General features: G+C 63.2%; 16 protein-coding genes and 3 rRNA genes. 6 read left to right on the forward strand and 13 right to left on the reverse strand.

The window, feature by feature from the left end; translation table 11 throughout:
• Positions 1 to 100: 100 nt before the first annotated feature.
• From LXM88_RS07475 to rpe, 8 genes are all read right to left on the reverse strand, one after another.
• Positions 101 to 1,006, reverse strand: coding sequence for a uracil-DNA glycosylase (locus tag LXM88_RS07475; RefSeq protein WP_262540643.1), 906 nt, complete (start codon positions 1,004 to 1,006; stop codon positions 101 to 103).
• A 13-nt stretch (positions 1,007 to 1,019) separates the two neighbouring features.
• Positions 1,020 to 1,646, reverse strand: a complete 627-nt coding sequence (locus LXM88_RS07480; protein ID WP_262540644.1) for a CYTH domain-containing protein — start codon at positions 1,644 to 1,646, stop codon at positions 1,020 to 1,022.
• Positions 1,646 to 2,431 carry an indole-3-glycerol phosphate synthase TrpC gene (trpC, locus tag LXM88_RS07485; protein ID WP_262540645.1) on the reverse strand — a complete coding sequence of 262 codons (786 nt, stop codon included), beginning with the start codon at positions 2,429 to 2,431 and terminating at the stop codon, positions 1,646 to 1,648. Before trpC ends, LXM88_RS07480 begins: the two co-directional genes overlap by 1 nt.
• Positions 2,432 to 2,460: 29 nt before the next feature.
• Positions 2,461 to 3,492, reverse strand: coding sequence for an anthranilate phosphoribosyltransferase (gene trpD, locus LXM88_RS07490; protein ID WP_262540647.1), 1,032 nt, complete (start codon positions 3,490 to 3,492; stop codon positions 2,461 to 2,463).
• Between the two features lie 13 nt (positions 3,493 to 3,505).
• Entirely contained in the window at positions 3,506 to 4,096 is a 591-nt protein-coding gene (locus LXM88_RS07495; protein ID WP_262540648.1) for an aminodeoxychorismate/anthranilate synthase component II, read from the reverse strand.
• A gap of 13 nt (positions 4,097 to 4,109) precedes the next feature.
• Positions 4,110 to 5,603, reverse strand: a complete 1,494-nt coding sequence (gene trpE, locus LXM88_RS07500; protein ID WP_047899697.1) for an anthranilate synthase component I — start codon at positions 5,601 to 5,603, stop codon at positions 4,110 to 4,112.
• A 358-nt stretch (positions 5,604 to 5,961) separates the two neighbouring features.
• Positions 5,962 to 6,726 (reverse strand): phosphoglycolate phosphatase, encoded by a 765-nt coding sequence (locus LXM88_RS07505; RefSeq protein ID WP_262540649.1) that lies wholly within the window; start codon positions 6,724 to 6,726, stop codon positions 5,962 to 5,964.
• 4 nt (positions 6,727 to 6,730) lie between these two features.
• A complete protein-coding gene (gene rpe / locus LXM88_RS07510; RefSeq protein ID WP_262540650.1) occupies positions 6,731 to 7,417 on the reverse strand; it encodes a ribulose-phosphate 3-epimerase in 687 nt (228 codons plus the stop codon).
• Positions 7,418 to 7,600: 183 nt separating this feature from the next.
• Between rpe and apaG the strand changes: the two genes are divergently transcribed.
• Both apaG and mltA read left to right on the forward strand, forming a co-directional pair.
• The gene (gene apaG, locus LXM88_RS07515; protein WP_262540651.1) at positions 7,601 to 7,975 is read left to right on the forward strand and encodes a Co2+/Mg2+ efflux protein ApaG; all 375 of its coding nucleotides are present in this window, start codon (positions 7,601 to 7,603) and stop codon (positions 7,973 to 7,975) included.
• Between the two features lie 78 nt (positions 7,976 to 8,053).
• Positions 8,054 to 9,286 carry a murein transglycosylase A gene (mltA, locus tag LXM88_RS07525; RefSeq protein WP_412524128.1) on the forward strand — a complete coding sequence of 411 codons (1,233 nt, stop codon included), beginning with the start codon at positions 8,054 to 8,056 and terminating at the stop codon, positions 9,284 to 9,286.
• Between the two features lie 310 nt (positions 9,287 to 9,596).
• On the opposite strand, the gene paaK is transcribed toward mltA, so the two are convergent.
• The 5 genes from paaK to paaN form a co-directional block, all read right to left on the reverse strand.
• Positions 9,597 to 10,895: a phenylacetate--CoA ligase PaaK gene (gene paaK, locus LXM88_RS07530; RefSeq protein WP_262540653.1), complete on the reverse strand. Its 1,299-nt coding sequence runs from the start codon at positions 10,893 to 10,895 to the stop codon at positions 9,597 to 9,599.
• Positions 10,896 to 10,933: 38 nt separating this feature from the next.
• Entirely contained in the window at positions 10,934 to 11,386 is a 453-nt protein-coding gene (gene paaI, locus LXM88_RS07535) for a hydroxyphenylacetyl-CoA thioesterase PaaI (RefSeq protein ID WP_262540656.1), read from the reverse strand.
• Between the two features lies 1 nt (position 11,387).
• Positions 11,388 to 12,179 (reverse strand): 2-(1,2-epoxy-1,2-dihydrophenyl)acetyl-CoA isomerase PaaG, encoded by a 792-nt coding sequence (gene paaG / locus LXM88_RS07540; protein WP_262540658.1) that lies wholly within the window; start codon positions 12,177 to 12,179, stop codon positions 11,388 to 11,390.
• 45 nt (positions 12,180 to 12,224) lie between these two features.
• Positions 12,225 to 13,427 (reverse strand): 3-oxoadipyl-CoA thiolase, encoded by a 1,203-nt coding sequence (gene pcaF, locus LXM88_RS07545; RefSeq protein ID WP_262540659.1) that lies wholly within the window; start codon positions 13,425 to 13,427, stop codon positions 12,225 to 12,227.
• A gap of 88 nt (positions 13,428 to 13,515) precedes the next feature.
• On the reverse strand, positions 13,516 to 15,222 hold the full coding sequence (gene paaN, locus LXM88_RS07550) for a phenylacetic acid degradation protein PaaN (RefSeq protein ID WP_262540661.1): 1,707 nt from the start codon (positions 15,220 to 15,222) through the stop codon (positions 13,516 to 13,518).
• A gap of 129 nt (positions 15,223 to 15,351) precedes the next feature.
• Between paaN and LXM88_RS07555 the strand changes: the two genes are divergently transcribed.
• From LXM88_RS07555 to rrf, 4 genes are all read left to right on the forward strand, one after another.
• Positions 15,352 to 16,128: an enoyl-CoA hydratase gene (locus LXM88_RS07555; protein ID WP_262540662.1), complete on the forward strand. Its 777-nt coding sequence runs from the start codon at positions 15,352 to 15,354 to the stop codon at positions 16,126 to 16,128.
• 568 nt (positions 16,129 to 16,696) lie between these two features.
• Positions 16,697 to 18,228, forward strand: a 16S ribosomal RNA gene (locus tag LXM88_RS07560).
• 399 nt (positions 18,229 to 18,627) lie between these two features.
• Positions 18,628 to 21,509: ribosomal RNA gene (locus LXM88_RS07565) — 23S ribosomal RNA — on the forward strand.
• A gap of 181 nt (positions 21,510 to 21,690) precedes the next feature.
• Positions 21,691 to 21,803 (forward strand): 5S ribosomal RNA (gene rrf, locus LXM88_RS07570).
• Together the 16S, 23S and 5S rRNA genes form the textbook arrangement of a ribosomal RNA operon.
• The last annotated feature ends 98 nt before the right edge of the window (positions 21,804 to 21,901 follow it).

Here is a 21,901-nt window from a genome sequence, read left to right on the forward strand (position 1 = left end):
GGGTGCGACGCACCCGCTGCATCGCCTGAAAAAAACGCCGCGTCCCCGAAAGGGGCGCGGCGTTTTTGCATTCCGGCCGGCGACTGAACCGGCGCAGCCGTTACGCGAGTGTTTCGGCCACTTCCGGCAGGCGCCAGTCGATCGGTTCGCGGCTGGCTTCGACCAGATAGTCGTTCGCGAGCGCGAAATGGCGGCAGCCGAGAAAGCCGCGGTGTGCGGACAGCGGCGACGGATGCGGCGCCTCGAGCACGCAATGCGCGCTCGCGTCGAACAGCGCGCGCTTCGCCTGAGCGTGTGCACCCCACAGCATGAAGACGAGCCCGCGATGGCGGCCGGCGAGTTCGCGGATCAGCGTGTCCGTGCATTGCTCCCAGCCGCGCTTCGCATGGCTCGCGGCCGCGCCGCGCTCGACCGTCAGCACGGTGTTGAGCAGCAGCACGCCCTGGCGTGCCCACGTGTCGAGACAGCCGTGGCGCGGCGTGTCGTGACCGAAGTTCGCGGCGATTTCCTTGAAGATGTTGCGCAGCGACGGCGGCGTGCGGACGGCCGGCGGCACCGAGAACGCGAGGCCGTGCGCCTGCGGCGTGCCGCGATCGTCGCCGTGGTACGGGTCCTGGCCGAGGATCACGACCTTCACGTCGTCCGGGCTCGTGAGGCGCAGCGCGCGGAACACGTCGGTCGGGTAGACCGTCTTGCCGGCCGCGCGCTCGTCATCGACGAAGCGGCACAGCGGCGCGAACGCGTCGCTGTCGGTAAAGGGTTTCAGCACGTCGCGCCAGACGTCCGGCAGCGCGTCGAATTGCGCGGCGAGGTGCGGAACGTCGGCGGCAACGGGTTTCGGCGCCGCGGCGGCCGGGGCCGGGGCGGCGGCTTTCCGTGCGGGCTTGCGCCCGGCGTCGGGCGATGCGGAAGCCGGGGACGGAAGATCGGCCGGTGCCGTTTCCGGCACGGGATCGTCGAACAGCGACGCCTGTTGCGGCGCGCGGGGAGTCTTGCGGGTTGCCATGCGTGATGCGGGTTTATTGCGCGCGCAGCCGGTAGCCGCGTTGCGCCTTGCTGATGTTTTCGGGAGCGAGGCCCGGCAGCGCCTGCTGCAGTTCGGCGGCGAGCGTCGCGAGCGCCGCTTCCGGGCCGTCGATCAGTTCGAGTTCGATTTCGCTGATCGGTTCGCGGCGCGTTTCGTGTTCCGCCTGGACGACGATCTCGCCGAGGTCCACCGCGGCTTCGACGGTTGCGCCGCCGATTGCGATGCGCCACAGCGTACGCGAAAAATCCGTGCGGAACAGCGCGGACAGTGCGCCGGCCGCGCTATTCAGTGCGGCGGCGGCTTCCGGCACGTCGCAGGCCGCTACGAGCGCATCGATCTCGAGCGCGTCGCCGGCGACAGGCAGTTCCCATTCGTGGCGGCGATGCAGGCCGCCTTCCGCGCTGCCGACCGTCTTGAACGTCTGCAGCCAGCCTTGCGGCGCACGGCGCACGCGCACCGCACTCTTCGAGCGGGCCAGCGCGAGATCGGGCGTGTCGTAATAGACGTTCGCGAGCGTGATGTCGTGACCGGGTTCGCCGGTCAGTGTCGCGAAGAAGCGCCGCGCGGCCTCGGCCTGGCCGGCCGGCAGCGCGAGCTTGATTTCCTTTTCGATCGCCATCAGAAGAACATCCGCGCGAGTTCCTCGCCCGGCTGCTCGGCGCGCATGAACGCTTCGCCGACGAGGAACGTGTTCACGTTCGCCGCGCGCATCGTATCGACGTCGGTGCGCGACAGGATGCCCGATTCGGTCACGACGATCCGGTCATGCGGAATCATGTCGAGCATGTCGAGCGTGGTCTGGATCGACGTCTCGAACGTGCGCAGGTTGCGGTTGTTGATGCCGAGCAGCGGCGTCTTGAGCGTCAGCGCCTGTTCCATCTCGTTGCGGTCGTGCACTTCGACCAGCACGGCGAGGCCGAGCGAGTGCGCGTACGCCTCGAGATCCTGCATCAGCGGCGTGTCGAGCGCGGCGGCGATCAGCAGGATCGCGTCGGCGCCCATCGCGCGCGCCTCGAGGATCTGGTACGCGTCGACGATGAAGTCCTTGCGCAGCACCGGCAGCGTGCAGGCCGCGCGCGCCTCTTCGAGGTAGCGGACGCTGCCCTGGAAGAACTGTTCGTCGGTCAGCACCGACAGGCACGCGGCGCCGTGCGCCGCATACGAGCGCGCGATGTCGGCCGGCACGAAATGCTCGCGCAGCACGCCCTTCGACGGGCTGGCCTTCTTGATTTCGGCGATCACCGCGGCGTCGCCGGCCGCGTGCTTCGCACGCAGCGCACCGACGAAGTCGCGCAGGTCGCGCGCGGATGCGTCCAGCTTCAGTGCCTCGAGTGGCGTGCTGCGCATGGCCGCCGCGACTTCTTCGCGCTTGACGGCGATGATTCGGTCGAGAATGTCGCTCATGTGGATTCCTGCTTGATTCGTAAGGGGAGTCAGCGCTTGAACTGCTGCGTGAAGCGCACGAGTTCGTCGACTTTCGCGCGGGCCTTGCCGCTCGCGATCGCCTCGCGGGCGAGCTGGATGCCGTCCGCGATCGATTCGGCGACGTTCGCCGCATAGAGCGCGGTGCCCGCGTTCAGCGTGACGATCTCGCGCGCGACGCCCGGCTGGTTGTCCAGCGCGCCGAGCAGCATCGTGCGCGATTCGTCGGCATTTTCCACCTTCAGCGTGCGGTTCGACACCATCTGCAGGCCGAAGTCCTCCGGATGGATCTCGTATTCGTGCACCTTGCCGTCGCGCAATTCGCCGACGAGCGTCGCGGCGCCGAGCGAGACCTCGTCCATCCCGTCCTTGCCGTACACGACGAGCACGTGCTGCGCGCCGAGGCGCTGCATCACGCGCACCTGGATGCCGACGAGGTCGGGGTGGAACACGCCCATCAACTGGTTCGGCGCGCCGGCCGGATTGGTCAGCGGGCCGAGGATGTTGAAGATCGTGCGCACGCCGAGCTCGCGGCGCACGGCCGCGATGTTCTTCATCGCCGGGTGATGGTTCGGCGCGAACATGAAGCCCATGCCCGTTTCGGCGATCGACGCGGCAACCTGGTCCGACTGCAGGTCGATGTTCACGCCGAGCGCCTCGAGCACGTCGGCGCTGCCGGACTTGCTCGACACGCCGCGGTTGCCGTGCTTCGCGACCTTCGCGCCGGCCGCCGCCGTGACGAACATCGACGCGGTCGAGATGTTGAACGTGTGCGAGCCGTCGCCGCCGGTGCCGACGATGTCGACGAAGTTCGAGTTGTCCTGCACGTCGACGTGGTTCGCGAATTCGCGCATCACGGTCGCGGCGGCGGCGATCTCGCCGATCGTCTCCTTCTTCACGCGCAGCCCGGTGATGATCGCGGCAGCCATCACGGGCGACATGTCGCCGCGCATGATGAGCCGCATCAGGTGCAGCATCTCGTCGTGGAAGATCTCGCGGTGTTCGATCGTGCGCTGCAGCGCTTCCTGCGGGGTAATCGTCATCGTGAGGCTCCGGTCAGGCGGCTTGCGCGGCCGCGTCGCGCGCCTGCTTCAGGAAATTCTCGAGCAGCGCATGACCGTGCTCGGACAGGATCGATTCCGGGTGGAACTGCACGCCTTCGATCGGCAGCGTCTTGTGGCGCACGCCCATGATTTCGCCGTCGTCGGTCCATGCGGACACCTCGAGGCAGTCGGGCAGCGATTCGCGCTCGATCGCGAGCGAGTGGTAGCGCGTGACGTCGAAATGCTTCGGCAGGTCGGCGAACACGCCGCGGCAGTCCGTTTCGATCCGGCTCACCTTGCCGTGCATGATGGTCTTCGCGCGCACGACGCGGCCGCCGAATGCTTCGCCGATCGCCTGGTGGCCGAGGCAGACGCCGAGGATCGGCTTCTTGCCCGAAAATTCGCGCAGCACGTCGAGCGTGATACCCGCGTGCTGCGGGTTGCTCGGGCCCGGCGACAGGCAGATCGCGTCGGGATTCAGGCGCGCGATCTCGTCGAGCGTGATTTCGTCGTTGCGGTACGTGTGCACGTCCTCGCCCAGTTCGCCGAAGTACTGGACCAGGTTGTAGGTGAACGAGTCGTAGTTGTCGATCATGAGCAGCATGGTCAGTCTCCGGTCAGAAGTCGCTATCGAGGCCGTCCTGGACCTGTTCGGCCGCACGCAGCACCGCGCGCGCCTTGTTCTCGGTCTCTTGCCATTCGGATTCGGGCACCGAATCTGCAACGACGCCGGCCGCCGCTTGCACATACAGGTTGCCGTTGTGGATCAGGCCCGTGCGGATCGCGATCGCGAGATCCATCTCGCCCGAGAACGACAGGTAGCCGACCGCACCGCCGTACAGCCCGCGCTTGATCGGCTCGAGCTCGTCGATCAGCTCCATCGCGCGCACCTTCGGCGCGCCGGACAGCGTGCCCGCCGGGAACGTCGCACGCAGCACGTCGTAGTTCGTCATGCCGGGCTTCAGCTTGCCTTCGACCGAGCTGACGATGTGCTGCACGTGCGAGTACTTCTCGATGACCATCTTGTCGGTCACCTGCACCGAGCCGATTTCCGCGATGCGGCCGACGTCGTTGCGCGCGAGGTCGATCAGCATCACGTGCTCGGCGATTTCCTTCGGATCGTTGAGCAGCTCGGTCGCAAGTTCCGCGTCGCGCTCGGGCGTGTTGCCGCGCGGGCGCGTGCCGGCGAGCGGGCGAATCGTGACGATCTGGTCCTCGCCGCGCTTTTCCTGGCGCACCAGGATTTCCGGCGACGCGCCGACCACGTGGAAATCGCCGAAGTTGTAGTAGTACATGTACGGCGACGGATTCAGCGAACGCAGCGCGCGATACAGCGACAGCGGATTGTCGCGGTACGGCTTCGTCAGCCGCTGGCCGACCTGGATCTGCATCAGCTCGCCGGCCGCGATGTATTCCTTCGCCTGGCGCACGGCGGCCAGATAGTCTTCCTTCTTGAACTCGCGGAACGTCTCGGTGCGCACGCTCGCCGACGTGACGGGCGGCTGCACGGTCGTGCGCAGGCGCTGCTTCAGCTCGCGCAGGCGGTGTTTCGCCTTCGCGTACGCTTCCGGCTGGCCCGGGTCCGCGTAGATGATCAGGTACAGCTTGCCGGCGAGGTTGTCGATCACCGCGACTTCCTCGGTCAGCAGCAACTGGATGTCGGGCAGGCCGAGATCGTCGCGCGGCGCGGTGTTCGCGAGCTTCTTCTCGATGTAGCGCACCGCGTCGTAGCCGAAATAGCCGGCGAGACCGCCGCAGAAGCGCGGCAGGCCCGGGCGCTGCGCCACCTTGAAGCGCGCCTGGAACGATTCGATGAACTGGAACGGGTCGCCGTCATGCGTCTCGACGACCTGGCCGTCGCGCACGACTTCCGATACGCCGTTGCGAGTGCGCACGAGTGTTCGGGCGGGCAGGCCGATGAACGAGTAGCGGCCGAAGCGTTCGCCGCCGACCACCGATTCGAGCAGGAACGAATTGGCGCCCGCGCGTTCGGGCTGGGCCAGCTTCAGGTAGAGGGACAGCGGCGTTTCGAGATCGGCGAGGGCTTCCGCGATCAGCGGGATGCGGTTGTAGCCTTCGTTCGCGAGCGATTGGAATTCGAGTTCGGTCATGTTCCGGTCCTGTTCGGGACGAGCGGCGGCGTGCGCCAGGGATCACTTGACGCTGCGCGGGTTGCCGTCGGCGAAAGGGCGGTCGATCGAGAAGTGCCTGTTGCCGGCCGGCACTCCGGGCGTGAACGTCGCGAGCCTGCGGCCGATCCTGAACGCAAGCGTTCGGACGCGGTGGAACTCGAGGTGGTGCGACGATCGGCGCGCGGATGCGCAGCGAGATAAAAAACGGCGCTGAAGACGTGCTTCAGCGTACCTCATCGAAGAGGTTAGCGCGACCAGCGACGCCAGGGCCAGGCTCCCCGGTCGATGCTGCTCAGACTCCGTTTTTTATTCAGAAACATGCGGATGGAAGAAATAATCAGAGGGTTGGCCGGCCGGCGTTGTGCGCGGTGATCGCGCGGGCTGCGACCAGCAACGAATCGACTATACCATCCGAATTTATCGTTTGTATAGCTTTGCCGTGGTTGTAGCCGTACGGCACCGTCAGCGTCGCCATCCCGGCCGCGCGGCCCGCCAGCGCATCGTTTTCCGAGTCGCCGATCGCGACCGCGGCGTCCGGCGCGACACCGAGCGCGTCGCAGGCCGTCAGCATCGGCAGCGGGTCGGGCTTCTTGCGCGCGACGCTGTCGCCGCCGAGCACGATGCCGAAGCGATCGGCCAGCCCGTATTGCTCGAGCAGCTCGACCGCGAAGCGGTGCGGCTTGTTCGTCACGCATGCGAGCCGGATGCCGGCCGCGCGCAGCGCGTCGAGACCGGCGGCCACGTCCGGATAGAGGCACGCATGGCGGCCGTTGATCTTCGCGTACTCGGTCTGGTAGATCGCCAGTGCGTCGTCGAAGCGCGCGTGCGCTTCGGCGGCCGGGAAGCGCGGCTTCAGCACGCTGCGGATCAGGTGTTCGGAGCCTTTGCCGACGTAGCCGATCACCTCGTCGCGCGACGTGGCCGGCGCGTCGAGCCGCGCGAGCATCCCGTTCAGGCCGGCCGTGAAATCGTCGGCCGTGTCGACCATCGTGCCGTCGAGATCGATCAGCGCCGCGTCGATGCGCGGCGCGGCGAAGCGGATCGGGGCGGCGTCCGTTGCGGCCCCGGCCGGCGCGTGCCCGGCGAGCGGCGATTCGGCCATGGCGTCAGCTCTGCTTGACGGTGGCGAGCGCGGCGCGCATCTCGTCGATCACCTTGCGGTAGTCGGGCTTGCCGAAGATCGCCGAGCCCGCGACGAAGGTGTCGGCACCGGCTGCCGCGATTTCCGCGATGTTGTCAGTTTTCACGCCGCCGTCGACCTCGAGCAGGATCTCGCGGCCGGTGCGCTCGGTGTAGGCGTCGATGCGTGCGCGGGCTTCGCGCAGCTTGTTCAGCGTTTCCGGAATGAACGACTGGCCGCCGAAACCGGGGTTGACCGACATCAGCAAGATGAAGTCGAGGCGGTCCATCACGTGATCGAGGTAGTTCAGCGGCGTGGCCGGGTTGAACACGAGGCCGGCCTTGCAGCCGTGGTCGCGGATCAGCGACAGCGTGCGGTCGATGTGATCGGAGCCTTCCGGGTGGAAGCTGATCAGGTTCGCACCGGCCTTCGCGAAATCGGGCACGATCCGGTCGACCGGGCGCACCATCAGGTGCACGTCGATCGGCACCTGCACGTGCGGGCGGATCGCTTCGCACACGAGCGGGCCGATCGTCAGGTTCGGCACATAATGGTTGTCCATCACGTCGAAGTGGATCCAGTCGGCACCGGCGGCGACCACGTTGCGGACTTCTTCGCCGAGCCGTGCGAAATCGGCCGACAGGATGCTGGGAGCGATGCGAAATTGGGTCATGGCAGGGGAGCGGGGGACGTTGCGGCACAAAACCGACATTCTACCGCCCGGCGGCCGGCGCGCGGCGGTGGGCCGTGCGGTTGCGGCCCGATTCCGCATCAAGCAGAATGCCGAACCAAAGCGGCGCGTCCGCGGCCCCGTCGCCCACGCCGGCACGGACAGTCACCCTCCAGTGGAATCACCATGAGTCAGTATCAGTTCACCGTTTCGGTGAAAACCAGTTACTTGCCGGAACAATCCGACCCCGATCGACGTCAATACGCATTCGCGTACACGCTGACGATCCGCAACACCGGGCAGGTCGCGGCGCAACTGATCGCGCGTCACTGGATCATCACGGACAGCGAGAGCCAAGTGCAGGAAGTGAAGGGGCTCGGCGTCGTCGGGCACCAGCCGTTGCTGCAGCCGGGCGAGCAGTTCGAATACACGAGCTGGGCCGTGATCGCGACGCCGGTCGGTACGATGCGTGGCGCGTACTTCTGCGTGGCGGAGGATGGCGAGCGTTTCGAGGCGCCGGTCGAGGAGTTTGCACTGCACATGCCGCGCACGCTGCATTGAGCGTGCGGAGCGCGTCAGCGCGGCCGGCGATCGTTGTCGCGGGCGTGCTTCTTTCTGCCCGACGACGTCCACACGACGATGAAGATCAGCAGGGCAAGCGCTACGAAGGCTTCGAGCGCGAAGATGAGCATCGGATATTGGTCGAGAAAATCTGACATGGCGGTTTCCATCAAGAACGAACATTGTATGTGGTTTGGGCCCCGGTTGGCCGGCTGGGTTGCGGCGGCCGCAGCGGCGGTGCTGCTTGTCGCATGCGGCGGCGCGCCGACGCGAACGTCAACGCTCAAGCCGCCGACCGGCACGGCGATCGTGCCGGGGCAGGTCGCCGCGCAGCGGCTCACGCCGGTTGCGTGGCAGCAGGTGCCGGGCTGGCAGGACGATTCGCTGCTCGGTGCGACGGCCGCGCTGCGGCAGAACTGCGTGCGGCTCGCGCGCCAGCCGGCCTGGCAGCGCGCTTGCGCGGCCGCCGACCGGCTCGACGAACTCGACGTCAGCAGCGCACGCACCTTCTTCGAAACGTATTTCACGCCGTTCCAGTTTGCGAACACCGACGGTACGCTCGACGGGCTCGTGACCGGCTATTACGAGCCACTGCTGCATGGCTCTCGCGTGCGCCGCGGCCCGTATCAGTACGCGCTCTATCGCTGGCCGGCCGGTTATCGCGCGGGCGCCGCACTGCCGGCGCGCGCGCAGCTCGAGCGCGCGGGCCTCCTGAGCGGCAACGAACTGGTGTGGGTCGACGATCCGATCGAGGCGTTCTTCCTGCAGGTGCAGGGCTCGGGGCGTGTGTTGCTCGACGACGGGTCGGTGATGCGGGTCGGCTTCGGCGGCACCAACAACCAGCCGTACCGCTCGATCGGCAAGTGGCTGCTCGACCGCGGCGAGCTGACGCCCGCGCAGGCGACGATGCAGGGCATCAAGGCGTGGGCGAAGGCGAACCCGAACCGCGTCGACGCGTTGCTCGACACGAATCCGCGGTTCGTGTTCTTCCGCGACATGCCGACCAAGGAAGATGCGCCGCACGGCGGCGCGGACGGTCCGATCGGCGCGCTCGGCGTGCCGCTGACGCCGGAGCGTTCGATCGCGGTCGATCCGTCGTCGATCCCGCTCGGCACACCCGTGTTCCTGCAGACCACGCGTCCGCTGACGAATACGCCGATGAACCGGCTCGTATTCGCGCAGGATACGGGCTCCGCGATCAAGGGCGGCGTGCGGGCCGACTATTTCTGGGGGCTCGGCGACGACGCAGGCGATCAGGCCGGCCGGATGAAGCAGGTCGGCCGGATGTGGCTGCTGTTCCCGAATTCGTGACACGAGGCGGTGCGGGCTGCGCGGGTGACGTCCGCGCATGAGGTGCCGCATTCGTCGGTGCGATGGTGTGCTTGGGGTGCATCGGTCTGATCGCGGTGCACCGGTGTGGTTTCGGTTCGTGTAATGCACCTGTCTTGTTGAACGACGTGGCAGAACAAAACAGCCGGATCGGCGTTGGCCGGTCGGGCTGTTTGTTTTTTGCGCAACGGGATTGCCGCTCCGCGCGGCCTACGCGTAACGTTAGCCGTCAGCCGTCAGCCGTCAGCCGTCAGCCGTCAGCCGTTAGCCGTTAGCCGTTAGCCGTTAGCCGTCAGCCCTTGCGCTTGTCGATGACGCGGCGCGCTTTGCCGACCGAGCGCTCGATCCCGTTCACGGGCAGCACGTTGATCACGGCGGTCACGCCGATCAGCGACTTGATGTCGTGCGCGAGCGCCTGTTTCGCCGCGTGGATCGCCGCCGTGTCCGGCGCGGTGTCGGGACAGGGCTCGACGTTGAGCGTCAGCACGTCGAGCGGGCCTTCCTTCGTCAGCACGATCTGATAGTGCGGTGCGAGCACGCGCTGCTTGAGCAACTGTTCCTCGATTTGCGTCGGGAACACGTTGACGCCGCGCACGATCATCATGTCGTCCGAGCGGCCGGTGATCTTTTCCATCCGGCGCATCGTGCGAGCGGTGCCGGGCAACAGGCGCGTGAGGTCGCGTGTCCGGTAGCGGACGATCGGCAGCGCCTCCTTCGTCAGCGACGTGAACACGAGTTCGCCGAGTTCGCCGTCCGGAAGCACTTCGCCGGTTTCCGGATCGATGATTTCCGGATAGAAGTGATCTTCCCAGATGGTCGGGCCGTCCTTGGTCTCGACGCATTCGGACGCGACGCCGGGGCCCATCACTTCGGACAGCCCGTAGATGTCGACCGCATCGATGCCCATCCGCTGTTCGATCGCGACGCGCATGTCGTTGGTCCACGGCTCCGCGCCGAAGATGCCGATGCGCAGTGAGCTCTGCGCGGGATCGAGGCCCTGGCGCTCGATTTCGTCGGCAATCGACAGCATGTAGCTCGGCGTGACCATGATGATGTCCGGCCGGAAATCCTGGATCAGTTGTACCTGCTTCTCGGTCTGGCCGCCGCCGAACGGGATCACGGTCAGTCCTGCGCGTTCGGCGCCGTAGTGCGCGCCGAGCCCGCCCGTGAACAAGCCGTACCCGTAGCTGATGTGCACCTTGTCGCCGCGGCGCGCCCCGGCGGCGCGAATCGAGCGCGCGACGAGATTCGCCCACGTGTCGATGTCGCCTGCCGTATAGCCGACGACCGTCGGCTTGCCGGTCGTGCCCGATGACGCGTGGATACGCGAGATCTGGTCCTGCGGCACCGCGAACATCCCGAACGGATAACTGTCGCGCAGGTCGCCCTTCGTCGTGAACGGGAAGCGCGACAGGTCGGCAAGCGTCTTCAGGTCGTCGGGATGCACGCCCGCTTCGTCGAACTTGCGACGATAGACGGGGGAGTGGTCATACGCATGCCGGAGCGACCACTTGAGGCGTTCGAGCTGCAGCGCGGTCAGCTCGTCGCGTGAGGCGGTCTCGATCGGCTCGAGCGGTAGCGGGGTAGTCATGCATGTCTCCAGTGTTTGTTATGTGCGAGCCGTCGACGTCAGCGGTCTTCCGGGATGACCGTGCCCTTGATCTGGGCGGATTTGCCGCGAAACATCGCGACCGTTTCGCCTGTCTGGTTCGTGACGCGGATGTCGTAGATGCCCTGGCGGCCGGCGCGTGCCTGTTCGATCGCCTCGGCCGTCAGCACGTCGTCGCCATGCACGGGGCGCAGGAACTCGATCGAGCAGCCGGCGGCGACCGTATTCAGGTTGTACGAGTTGCACGCGAACGCGAACGTCGAATCGGCGAGCGTGAAGATGATCCCGCCATGGCAGGTCTGATGCCCGTTCAGGAATTCGGGCCGTACGCGCATCTGCAGGCGTGCGTAGCCGGCGCGTACTTCCGCGATCTCCATGCCGAACGCGCGGCTGCACTCGTCGGCGTCGTACATGGCCCGCGCGGTGGCGCGAGCGAGCGAATCGGGATCGAGCGTGGCGGTGGCGTTCGTCATGTCAACGCCCCTCGAAGCGCGGTGCGCGCTTCTCGATGAATGCCTGCACGCCTTCCGCATAGTCGTGCGACTGGCCCAGCTTGCGCTGCAGGTCGCGTTCCAGGTCGAGTTGCTGGTCGAGCGTGTTCGTGACGCTGTCGCGCATCGATTGCTTGATCGACGCGATCGCGAGTGTCGGCTGCTGTGCGAGCTGGGTCGCGAGCTGGCGGGCTGACGCGGCGAGTGTGTCGTCGTCGACCGCACGCCAGATCAGGCCCCATTGTTCGGCCTGTTCGGCGCCGAGCTTGTCGCCGGTCAGCGCGAGCCCCAGCGCGCGTGCCATGCCGACGCGTTGCGGCAGGAACCACGTGCCGCCCGAATCAGGCACGAGCCCGATCTTGACGAAGGCCTGGATGAAGCTGCTCGAACGGGCAGCGAGCACGAGGTCGCATGCGAGCGCGAGATTCGCGCCGGCGCCGGCCGCCGTGCCGTTGACGGCGGCGATCACCGGAATCGGCAGACGCTGCAAGCGGCGGATCAGCGGGTTGAAATGCTCGTCGATCAGTGTGCCGAGGTCGGTGGACGCGCCCGGCGTGAAGTCGAGGTCGGCCAGGTCCTGGCCGGCGCAGAAGCCGCGCCCCGCACCCGTCAGAATCAGCGCGCGTGCGCCGGCTGCCTCGACTTCATCGAGTGCCGACTGCAGTTCGCGATGCATCGCCCGCGTGAAGCTGTTCAGCTTGTCGGGGCGGTTGAGGGTGATCGTGGCCACGCGCGCGGCCTGACCGATATCCAGCTGAATCGCCTGATAGGACATGCAGTGTCTCCTTCATGACTTCGTTATAGGCGCGCGCTGCGTCGGTTACACGCGTTCGATCGCGAGTGCGATGCCCTGGCCGACGCCGATGCACATCGTACAGAGCGCAAAGCGGCCGCCCGTACGCTCGAGTTGATGGAGCGCCGTGGTCACGAGCCGGGCACCCGATGCGCCAAGGGGATGGCCGAGCGCGATTGCGCCGCCGTTCGGGTTCACGCGCGGATCGTCGTCGGCGACGCCGAGCATGCGCAGCACCGCGAGACCCTGCGACGCAAACGCCTCGTTCAGTTCGATCACGTCGAACTGGTCGATCGTCATGCCGAGCTGGCGCAGCAGTTTCTGCGTGGCCGGCGCGGGGCCGATGCCCATTACGCGCGGCTCGACGCCGGCCGTCGCCATGCCGACGACGCGCGCGCGGCGGCGCAGGCCGTACTGGTCGGCTGCCTGCGCATTGGCAAGCAGCAGCGCGGCGGCGCCGTCGTTGACGCCCGACGCGTTGCCGGCCGTCACCGAGCCGTCCGGGCGCACGACGCCCTTCAGCTTCGCGAGCGCTTCGAGCGACGTCTCGCGCGGATGCTCGTCGCGCGAGAAGACGACGGGATCGCCCTTCTTCTGCGGAATCGTGACGGCGACGATTTCCTCGGCGAGCGTGCCGTCCTGCTGCGCGCGCGCGGCCTTCTGCTGGCTGCGCAGCGCGAACAGGTCCTGGTCGGCACGGCTGATGTTGTAGTCGACCGCGACGTTCTCGGCCGTCTCCGGCATCGAATCGACGCCGTGAAGCTGTTTCATCAGCGGATTGACGAAGCGCCAGCCGATCGTCGTATCGTAGATGTCGGCCTGGCGCGCGAACGCGCTCGCAGCCTTGCCCATCACGAACGGTGCGCGCGTCATGCTCTCGACGCCGCCCGCGATCATCAGGCGCGCTTCGCCCGACTTGATCGCGCGCGCGGCCGTGCCGACCGCGTCCATCCCGGAGCCGCACAGCCGGTTCAGCGTCGTGCCCGGCACGGCGGTCGGCAGGCCCGCGAGCAGCGCCGACATGCGCGCGACGTTGCGGTTGTCTTCACCGGCCTGGTTCGCGCAGCCGTAGATCACGTCGTCGATCGCCGTCCAGTCGACGTTGCGATTGCGCTCGACGAGCGCCTTGAGCGGCACTGCGCCGAGATCGTCGGCACGGACATCTTTCAGGGCGCCGCCGTAGCGGCCGATGGGAGTGCGAATCGCGTCGCAGATGTAGGCGTCTGTCATGGGCGTATCGATGAGCAACGAACCCGCCGGGGTGGCGGATTCGTTCATGGTAGAGAACGTGGCGGCGTTTGCACGTCGGCCATTCGGGTTATGCCGTTTGGCCGGCTTCCGCAGGTACCGCCTTCGGGGCAACATGGACGCGGCTTTGCACCACGCGGAACCGGTTGGCGACGAACGCCGGGTCGGCCAGCGCCGCATTGGCTGCCGGGTTCGCCCCCGTACCGTGGAAATCGGAGAACGCGGCCGACTGGTTGACGAACACGCCGCCCGTCAGGTTGATCGACAGCGCGACACCGCCGCGCACCGCTGCATCGTGTGCAGCGTCGATGATCGCGTCGTCGGTGCTGTAGACCGAGAGGGTCAGCGCACCATGTTCTGCCGCGATTTCACCGGCGAGATCGAGCGATTGCGCGGTCGAGTCGGTCGCGATCACGAACGAGATCGGGCCGAACCACTCCTGCGTGAATTTCTCGCGATCGGCCACGTCGAGTTGCAGCACGAGCGGCGTGCGTACGCGGGCATCGGGGAACGCGGGATGCTGGAGGGTCAGGCTGTCGGCGAGCACGCGGCCAAGCTGGCGGGCGTCGTCGATGCGCGCAGTCACGCCGTCGTTCTGGATTGCGCCGATCAGTTCGACCGAGCGTGCCGGGTCGCCGGTGAGTTTTTGCACGGAAACTGCAATTGCCTGCGCGATTTCGTCGAAGCTTGCATGGCCGTCCGCCGTGCGGATGCCGTCGCGCGGCACGTAGATGTTTTGCGGTGCCGTGCACATCTGGCCGGAGTACAGCGCCAGCGAGAACGCGATGTTCTTGGCGGCGGCCTTCAGGTCGTCGGTCGAGTCGACCACGATCTGGTTGACGCCTGCCTTCTCGGTATAGACCTGTGCCTGGTGGGCATGGCGTTCGAGCCACGTGCCGTTCTGCGTGCTGCCGGTGAAGTCGATCAGCTTGATCTCGGGGCGCAGCGCGAGGTCCTGAACGAGGGCGCCGTCGTTGGGTTCGGTCGCGAGGAGCGTGACGACGTTCGGATCGAACCCGGCTTCGCGCAGCACGTCGCGAGCGATGCGCACCGTAATCGCGAGCGGCAGGATCGCGCCCGGATGCGGTTTGACGATCACGGTGTTGCCGGTTGCCAGATCGGCGAACAGGCCCGGGTAGCCGTTCCAGGTCGGGAACGTGCAGCAGCCGAGCACGAGCCCCGTGCCGCGCGGGACGATCGTGTAGCGCTTGTGCATCGCGAGCGGCGGGTTTTTGCCTTGCGGCTTTTCCCAGTGCGCATCGGCCGGGATGCGGCGCAGTTCGTCCCATGCATAGGCGACAGCCTCGAGCGCACGATCCTGTGCGTGCGGGCCGCCGGCCTGGAACGCCATCATGAATGCCTGCCCCGTCGTGTGCATCACGCTGTAGGCGATTTCGAAGCTCGCGCGATTCAGGCGCGCGAGGATTTCGAGGCTGACGCCGATCCAGGCGCTGGGGCCGGCTTCGCGCCACGAGCGTTGCGCGGCGGCTGCGGCGGCGATCAGCGCGTCGGGCGTCGACTTCGGATACCGGATGCCCAGCGCGATGCCGTACGGCGACCGCTCCGCACCGACCGTGTCGCCGGACGCCGGCTGGTCGAGCGCGAACGTCTTGTCGAGGTGCGACTTGAACGCGGCTTCGCCGTCTGCGCTTGCGCTTTCCCCGTACACTTTGGGACTCGGCATTTCGGCGAACGGGCTCCAGTACCCGCGGCTCTCGATGGCGGCGAGTGCGTGCTTCAGCGTGTCTTCGTGCTTCGTGAACAGTGCATGGGTCATGGCGGCAGCCTGATGGACGTTGAGAGGGGTTGGATCGATTAATTAACCGACCGGTTGGTCGGAGAATGTTAGCATCAAACTATTCGCATGTGCGAGGCGTTTCTCATTTCATTGATCGAGGAGAAATAGATGGCTTACGAGAACATCCTGGTGGAGACCCGCGGGCGTGTCGGGCTGGTTACGCTGAACCGTCCGAAGGCGCTGAACGCGCTGAACGATGCGCTGATGGACGAGTTGGGCGACGCACTGAAGGCGTTCGATGCGGACGATGGCATCGGCGCGATCGTCGTGACGGGGAGCGAGAAGGCGTTCGCGGCGGGTGCGGACATCGGCATGATGGCGACCTATTCCTATATGGATGTTTACCGGGGCGACTACATCACGCGCAACTGGGAGACGGTCCGCCAGATCCGCAAGCCGATCATTGCTGCGGTTTCGGGCTTTGCGCTGGGCGGCGGCTGCGAGCTCGCGATGATGTGCGACATCATCCTCGCGGCGGACACGGCGAAGTTCGGCCAGCCGGAGATCAAGCTCGGCGTCATGCCGGGGGCGGGCGGCACGCAGCGCCTGCCGCGCGCGGTGTCAAAGGCGAAGGCGATGGACATGTGCCTGACCGCGCGTTTCATGGACGCCGCGGAAGCGGAGCGCGCAGGGCTTGTGTCGCGTGTGCTGCCGGCCGACAAGCTGCTCGACGAGGCGATTGCCGCTGCGGCGACGATCGCCGAGTTCTCGCTGCCGGCGGTCATGATGGTCAAGGAGTCGGTGAACCGCGCGTACGAGACGACGCTGGCAGAGGGTGTCCACTTCGAGCGCCGGCTGTTCCATTCGCTGTTTGCGACTGAGGACCAGAAGGAAGGGATGGCGGCATTCGTCGAGAAACGGAAGCCCGAGTTCAAGAACCGCTGATTGGTCTGCGCCGCGGCAGGTGTCGGGCGACTGGTTTGTACCGGTTGTCGGCACGGTCGCCCGGCCCGTCGAGCCCAAAGCCTCCGTGCGCGGCAGCGCACGGAGGCTTGCTCAAAATATTTTCACAAAGGGGCTTGCGGAGATGCGGGCGGGTGCATAGAATCACGCCTCTTTCGCGCTAACGGAAACGCGGCGCGGAAGAGGGGAAGCGAAGTCGGTGGTGTGCAGCAGTTGCCGCTCACGGCTGGCGCAGGAAGATGGACCCCGCAGTCGCAACGAAGTAGTTCAAAAAGTTGTTGACGATCTGCGAAACACGGTTCATAATCTCGCTTCTCTGCTGCTGAAAACGCAGCGCTGCTGGGAAACACGAAGTTCCTCGCAGAATGCTCTTTAAAAATTAACAGCCGATAAGTGTGGGCGCTTGATGGCAGCGAGCTGATCCTCGGATCAGAAAGCGAAAGTATCAAGAGTCTCACACTAAAGTAAGTCAGGTTTATGAAGCAATTCATATTCCTGTCAGCTTTGAGTGAGCGACCGGTTCGAAAGAACCGAAAACAGTAACAGGTTTAAACTGAAGAGTTTGATCCTGGCTCAGATTGAACGCTGGCGGCATGCCTTACACATGCAAGTCGAACGGCAGCACGGGTGCTTGCACCTGGTGGCGAGTGGCGAACGGGTGAGTAATACATCGGAACATGTCCTGTAGTGGGGGATAGCCCGGCGAAAGCCGGATTAATACCGCATACGATCTACGGATGAAAGCGGGGGACCTTCGGGCCTCGCGCTATAGGGTTGGCCGATGGCTGATTAGCTAGTTGGTGGGGTAAAGGCCTACCAAGGCGACGATCAGTAGCTGGTCTGAGAGGACGACCAGCCACACTGGGACTGAGACACGGCCCAGACTCCTACGGGAGGCAGCAGTGGGGAATTTTGGACAATGGGCGAAAGCCTGATCCAGCAATGCCGCGTGTGTGAAGAAGGCCTTCGGGTTGTAAAGCACTTTTGTCCGGAAAGAAATCCTTGGTTCTAATACAGCCGGGGGATGACGGTACCGGAAGAATAAGCACCGGCTAACTACGTGCCAGCAGCCGCGGTAATACGTAGGGTGCGAGCGTTAATCGGAATTACTGGGCGTAAAGCGTGCGCAGGCGGTTTGCTAAGACCGATGTGAAATCCCCGGGCTCAACCTGGGAACTGCATTGGTGACTGGCAGGCTAGAGTATGGCAGAGGGGGTAGAATTCCACGTGTAGCAGTGAAATGCGTAGAGATGTGGAGGAATACCGATGGCGAAGGCAGCCCCCTGGGCCAATACTGACGCTCATGCACGAAAGCGTGGGGAGCAAACAGGATTAGATACCCTGGTAGTCCACGCCCTAAACGATGTCAACTAGTTGTTGGGGATTCATTTCCTTAGTAACGTAGCTAACGCGTGAAGTTGACCGCCTGGGGAGTACGGTCGCAAGATTAAAACTCAAAGGAATTGACGGGGACCCGCACAAGCGGTGGATGATGTGGATTAATTCGATGCAACGCGAAAAACCTTACCTACCCTTGACATGGTCGGAATCCTGCTGAGAGGTGGGAGTGCTCGAAAGAGAACCGATACACAGGTGCTGCATGGCTGTCGTCAGCTCGTGTCGTGAGATGTTGGGTTAAGTCCCGCAACGAGCGCAACCCTTGTCCTTAGTTGCTACGCAAGAGCACTCTAAGGAGACTGCCGGTGACAAACCGGAGGAAGGTGGGGATGACGTCAAGTCCTCATGGCCCTTATGGGTAGGGCTTCACACGTCATACAATGGTCGGAACAGAGGGTTGCCAACCCGCGAGGGGGAGCTAATCCCAGAAAACCGATCGTAGTCCGGATTGCACTCTGCAACTCGAGTGCATGAAGCTGGAATCGCTAGTAATCGCGGATCAGCATGCCGCGGTGAATACGTTCCCGGGTCTTGTACACACCGCCCGTCACACCATGGGAGTGGGTTTTACCAGAAGTGGCTAGTCTAACCGCAAGGAGGACGGTCACCACGGTAGGATTCATGACTGGGGTGAAGTCGTAACAAGGTAGCCGTATCGGAAGGTGCGGCTGGATCACCTCCTTTCCAGAGCTATCTCGCGAAGTTGAGCGCTCACGCTTATCGGCTGTTGATTAAGAACAGAAACTCTATCTGTCTGCGGTTAAACCGGTTATAATGCCGGCCGCTTTCAATAATCTTCAATGACAAATATTCGAATGAAGTTTGATTCGAGTCTTTTTCATTGGCGATTGAGCCAGTCAGAGTGATACGTAGCATGTATCGGCTGTCGTTCTTTAACAATCTGGAAGAAGTAAGTAATTTGGATAGCGGAAGCGTCTATGAGATGGACGTGGAAGTTATCCGGGTTGTGATTGTATCGATGTATCTCAAGATGATTCGAACTCTATGTTTGACTCAATTGGAATACGGCACAACGCGAAAACTCAACCTGTAACGACTGTCGGAGAGACAGACTCGTTATAGGGTCAAGCGAACAAGTGCATGTGGTGGATGCCTTGGCGATCACAGGCGATGAAGGACGCGGTAGCCTGCGAAAAGCTACGGGGAGCTGGCAAACGAGCTTTGATCCGTAGATGTCCGAATGGGGAAACCCGGCCCTTTTGGGTCATCCTAGACTGAATACATAGGTCTAGTGAAGCGAACGCGGTGAACTGAAACATCTAAGTAACCGCAGGAAAAGAAATCAACCGAGATTCCCAAAGTAGTGGCGAGCGAAATGGGATGAGCCTTGCACTCTTTATTTGTATTGTTAGCCGAACGCTCTGGAAAGTGCGGCCATAGCAGGTGATAGCCCTGTAGGCGAAAACAGTATGAAAGAACTAGGTGTGCGACAAGTAGGGCGGGACACGTGAAATCCTGTCTGAAGATGGGGGGACCATCCTCCAAGGCTAAATACTCGTGATCGACCGATAGTGAACCAGTACCGTGAGGGAAAGGCGAAAAGAACCCCGGGAGGGGAGTGAAATAGATCCTGAAACCGCATGCATACAAACAGTCGGAGCCTCGCAAGGGGTGACGGCGTACCTTTTGTATAATGGGTCAGCGACTTACGTTCAGTAGCAAGCTTAACCGTATAGGGCAGGCGTAGCGAAAGCGAGTCCGAATAGGGCGTTCAGTTGCTGGGCGTAGACCCGAAACCAAGTGATCTATCCATGGCCAGGATGAAGGTGCGGTAACACGTACTGGAGGTCCGAACCCACTAACGTTGAAAAGTTAGGGGATGAGCTGTGGATAGGGGTGAAAGGCTAAACAAACTTGGAAATAGCTGGTTCTCTCCGAAAACTATTTAGGTAGTGCCTCGTGTCTCACCTTCGGGGGTAGAGCACTGTCATGGTTGGGGGGTCTATTGCAGATTACCCCGCCATAGCAAACTCCGAATACCGAAGAGTGCAATCACGGGAGACAGACATCGGGTGCTAACGTCCGGTGTCAAGAGGGAAACAACCCAGACCGCCAGCTAAGGTCCCCAAATATAGCTAAGTGGGAAACGAAGTGGGAAGGCTAAAACAGTCAGGAGGTTGGCTTAGAAGCAGCCACCCTTTAAAGAAAGCGTAATAGCTCACTGATCGAGTCGTCCTGCGCGGAAGATGTAACGGGGCTAAGCTATATACCGAAGCTGCGGATGCGAGCTATGCTCGCATGGTAGGAGAGCGTTCCGTAAGCCTGCGAAGGTGCGTTGAAAAGCGTGCTGGAGGTATCGGAAGTGCGAATGCTGACATGAGTAGCGATAAAGGGGGTGAAAGGCCCCCTCGCCGTAAGCCCAAGGTTTCCTACGCAACGTTCATCGGCGTAGGGTGAGTCGGCCCCTAAGGCGAGGCAGAAATGCGTAGCTGATGGGAAGCAGGTCAATATTCCTGCACCATTGTTAGATGCGATGGGGGGACGGATCGCGGAAGGTTGTCCGGGTGTTGGAAGTCCCGGTCGCTGCATTGGAGAAGGCACTTAGGCAAATCCGGGTGCGCAATTCAAGGGTGTGGCGCGAGCTCCTTAGGGAGCGAAGCAATTGGAAGTGGTTCCAAGAAAAGCCTCTAAGCTTCAGTCTAACGATGACCGTACCGCAAACCGACACAGGTGGGCGAGATGAGTATTCTAAGGCGCTTGAGAGAACTCGGGAGAAGGAACTCGGCAAATTGGTACCGTAACTTCGGGATAAGGTACGCCCTTGTAGCTTGACTGGCCTGCGCCAGGAGGGTGAAGGGGTTGCAATAAACTGGTGGCTGCGACTGTTTAATAAAAACACAGCACTCTGCAAACACGAAAGTGGACGTATAGGGTGTGACGCCTGCCCGGTGCCGGAAGATTAAATGATGGGGTGCAAGCTCTTGATTGAAGTCCCGGTAAACGGCGGCCGTAACTATAACGGTCCTAAGGTAGCGAAATTCCTTGTCGGGTAAGTTCCGACCTGCACGAATGGCGTAACGATGGCCACACTGTCTCCTCCCGAGACTCAGCGAAGTTGAAGTGTTTGTGATGATGCAATCTACCCGCGGCTAGACGGAAAGACCCCATGAACCTTTACTGTAGCTTTGCATTGGACTTTGAACCGATCTGTGTAGGATAGGTGGGAGGCTATGAAACCGGAACGCTAGTTTCGGTGGAGCCGTCCTTGAAATACCACCCTGGTTTGTTTGAGGTTCTAACCTTGGCCCGTGATCCGGGTCGGGGACAGTGCATGGTAGGCAGTTTGACTGGGGCGGTCTCCTCCCAAAGCGTAACGGAGGAGTACGAAGGTACGCTAGGTACGGTCGGAAATCGTGCTGATAGTGCAATGGCATAAGCGTGCTTAACTGCGAGACCGACAAGTCGAGCAGGTGCGAAAGCAGGTCATAGTGATCCGGTGGTTCTGTATGGAAGGGCCATCGCTCAACGGATAAAAGGTACTCTGGGGATAACAGGCTGATACCGCCCAAGAGTTCATATCGACGGCGGTGTTTGGCACCTCGATGTCGGCTCATCTCATCCTGGGGCTGTAGCCGGTCCCAAGGGTATGGCTGTTCGCCATTTAAAGAGGTACGTGAGCTGGGTTTAAAACGTCGTGAGACAGTTTGGTCCCTATCTGCCGTGGGCGTTGGATATTTGAAGGGGGCTGCTCCTAGTACGAGAGGACCGGAGTGGACGAACCTCTGGTGTACCGGTTGTCACGCCAGTGGCATCGCCGGGTAGCTATGTTCGGAAGAGATAACCGCTGAAAGCATCTAAGCGGGAAACTCGCCTTAAGATGAGATATCCCTGGGGACTAGATCCCCTTGAAGGGTCGTTCGAGACCAGGACGTTGATAGGTCAGGTGTGTAAGCGCAGTAATGCGTTCAGCTAACTGATACTAATTGCCCGTAAGGCTTGATCCTATAACAAGTCTGTCTCGATAGCCGTTAGCGCTTCAGCGCTTACGGATATCGAGCGTCGAGTGCAGCGCACTCGACGTACGACGGTTGAGCAACCGCGTACGTGTGAGATACAGCTCACAACTCAAAATTACTGCTTCTTCCCGATTGGTCGCGCTGCGAAGCAACGCGACAACCCTCTTTGCCTGATGACCATAGCGAGTCGGTCCCACCCCTTCCCATCCCGAACAGGACCGTGAAACGACTCTACGCCGATGATAGTGCGGATTCCCGTGTGAAAGTAGGTAATCGTCAGGCTCCCTAAGCCAGGAACCCCCGCCCGAAAAGGCGGGGGTTTTTGCATTGGCGCGGACAAAATGCAGGCCGACCAATACGGGGCAGCGCAGTCGGAGCCG

The organism is Burkholderia sp. S-53 (assembly GCF_025560745.1).
Lineage (GTDB): Bacteria > Pseudomonadota > Gammaproteobacteria > Burkholderiales > Burkholderiaceae > Burkholderia > Burkholderia pyrrocinia.

Coding starts and splice junctions, on each gene's coding strand:
- LXM88_RS07475 (WP_262540643.1), bottom strand. CDS start 1,006: ATGGCAACCCGCAAGACTCCCCGCGCGCCGCAACAGGCGTCGCTGTTC.
- LXM88_RS07480 (WP_262540644.1), bottom strand. CDS start 1,646: ATGGCGATCGAAAAGGAAATCAAGCTCGCGCTGCCGGCCGGCCAGGCC.
- trpC (WP_262540645.1), bottom strand. CDS start 2,431: ATGAGCGACATTCTCGACCGAATCATCGCCGTCAAGCGCGAAGAAGTC.
- trpD (WP_262540647.1), bottom strand. CDS start 3,492: ATGACGATTACCCCGCAGGAAGCGCTGCAGCGCACGATCGAACACCGC.
- LXM88_RS07495 (WP_262540648.1), bottom strand. CDS start 4,096: ATGCTGCTCATGATCGACAACTACGACTCGTTCACCTACAACCTGGTC.
- trpE (WP_047899697.1), bottom strand. CDS start 5,603: ATGACCGAACTCGAATTCCAATCGCTCGCGAACGAAGGCTACAACCGC.
- LXM88_RS07505 (WP_262540649.1), bottom strand. CDS start 6,726: ATGGCCGAATCGCCGCTCGCCGGGCACGCGCCGGCCGGGGCCGCAACG.
- rpe (WP_262540650.1), bottom strand. CDS start 7,417: ATGACCCAATTTCGCATCGCTCCCAGCATCCTGTCGGCCGATTTCGCA.
- apaG (WP_262540651.1), top strand. CDS start 7,601: ATGAGTCAGTATCAGTTCACCGTTTCGGTGAAAACCAGTTACTTGCCG.
- mltA (WP_412524128.1), top strand. CDS start 8,054: ATGAAGATCAGCAGGGCAAGCGCTACGAAGGCTTCGAGCGCGAAGATG.
- paaK (WP_262540653.1), bottom strand. CDS start 10,895: ATGACTACCCCGCTACCGCTCGAGCCGATCGAGACCGCCTCACGCGAC.
- paaI (WP_262540656.1), bottom strand. CDS start 11,386: ATGACGAACGCCACCGCCACGCTCGATCCCGATTCGCTCGCTCGCGCC.
- paaG (WP_262540658.1), bottom strand. CDS start 12,179: ATGTCCTATCAGGCGATTCAGCTGGATATCGGTCAGGCCGCGCGCGTG.
- pcaF (WP_262540659.1), bottom strand. CDS start 13,427: ATGACAGACGCCTACATCTGCGACGCGATTCGCACTCCCATCGGCCGC.
- paaN (WP_262540661.1), bottom strand. CDS start 15,222: ATGACCCATGCACTGTTCACGAAGCACGAAGACACGCTGAAGCACGCA.
- LXM88_RS07555 (WP_262540662.1), top strand. CDS start 15,352: ATGGCTTACGAGAACATCCTGGTGGAGACCCGCGGGCGTGTCGGGCTG.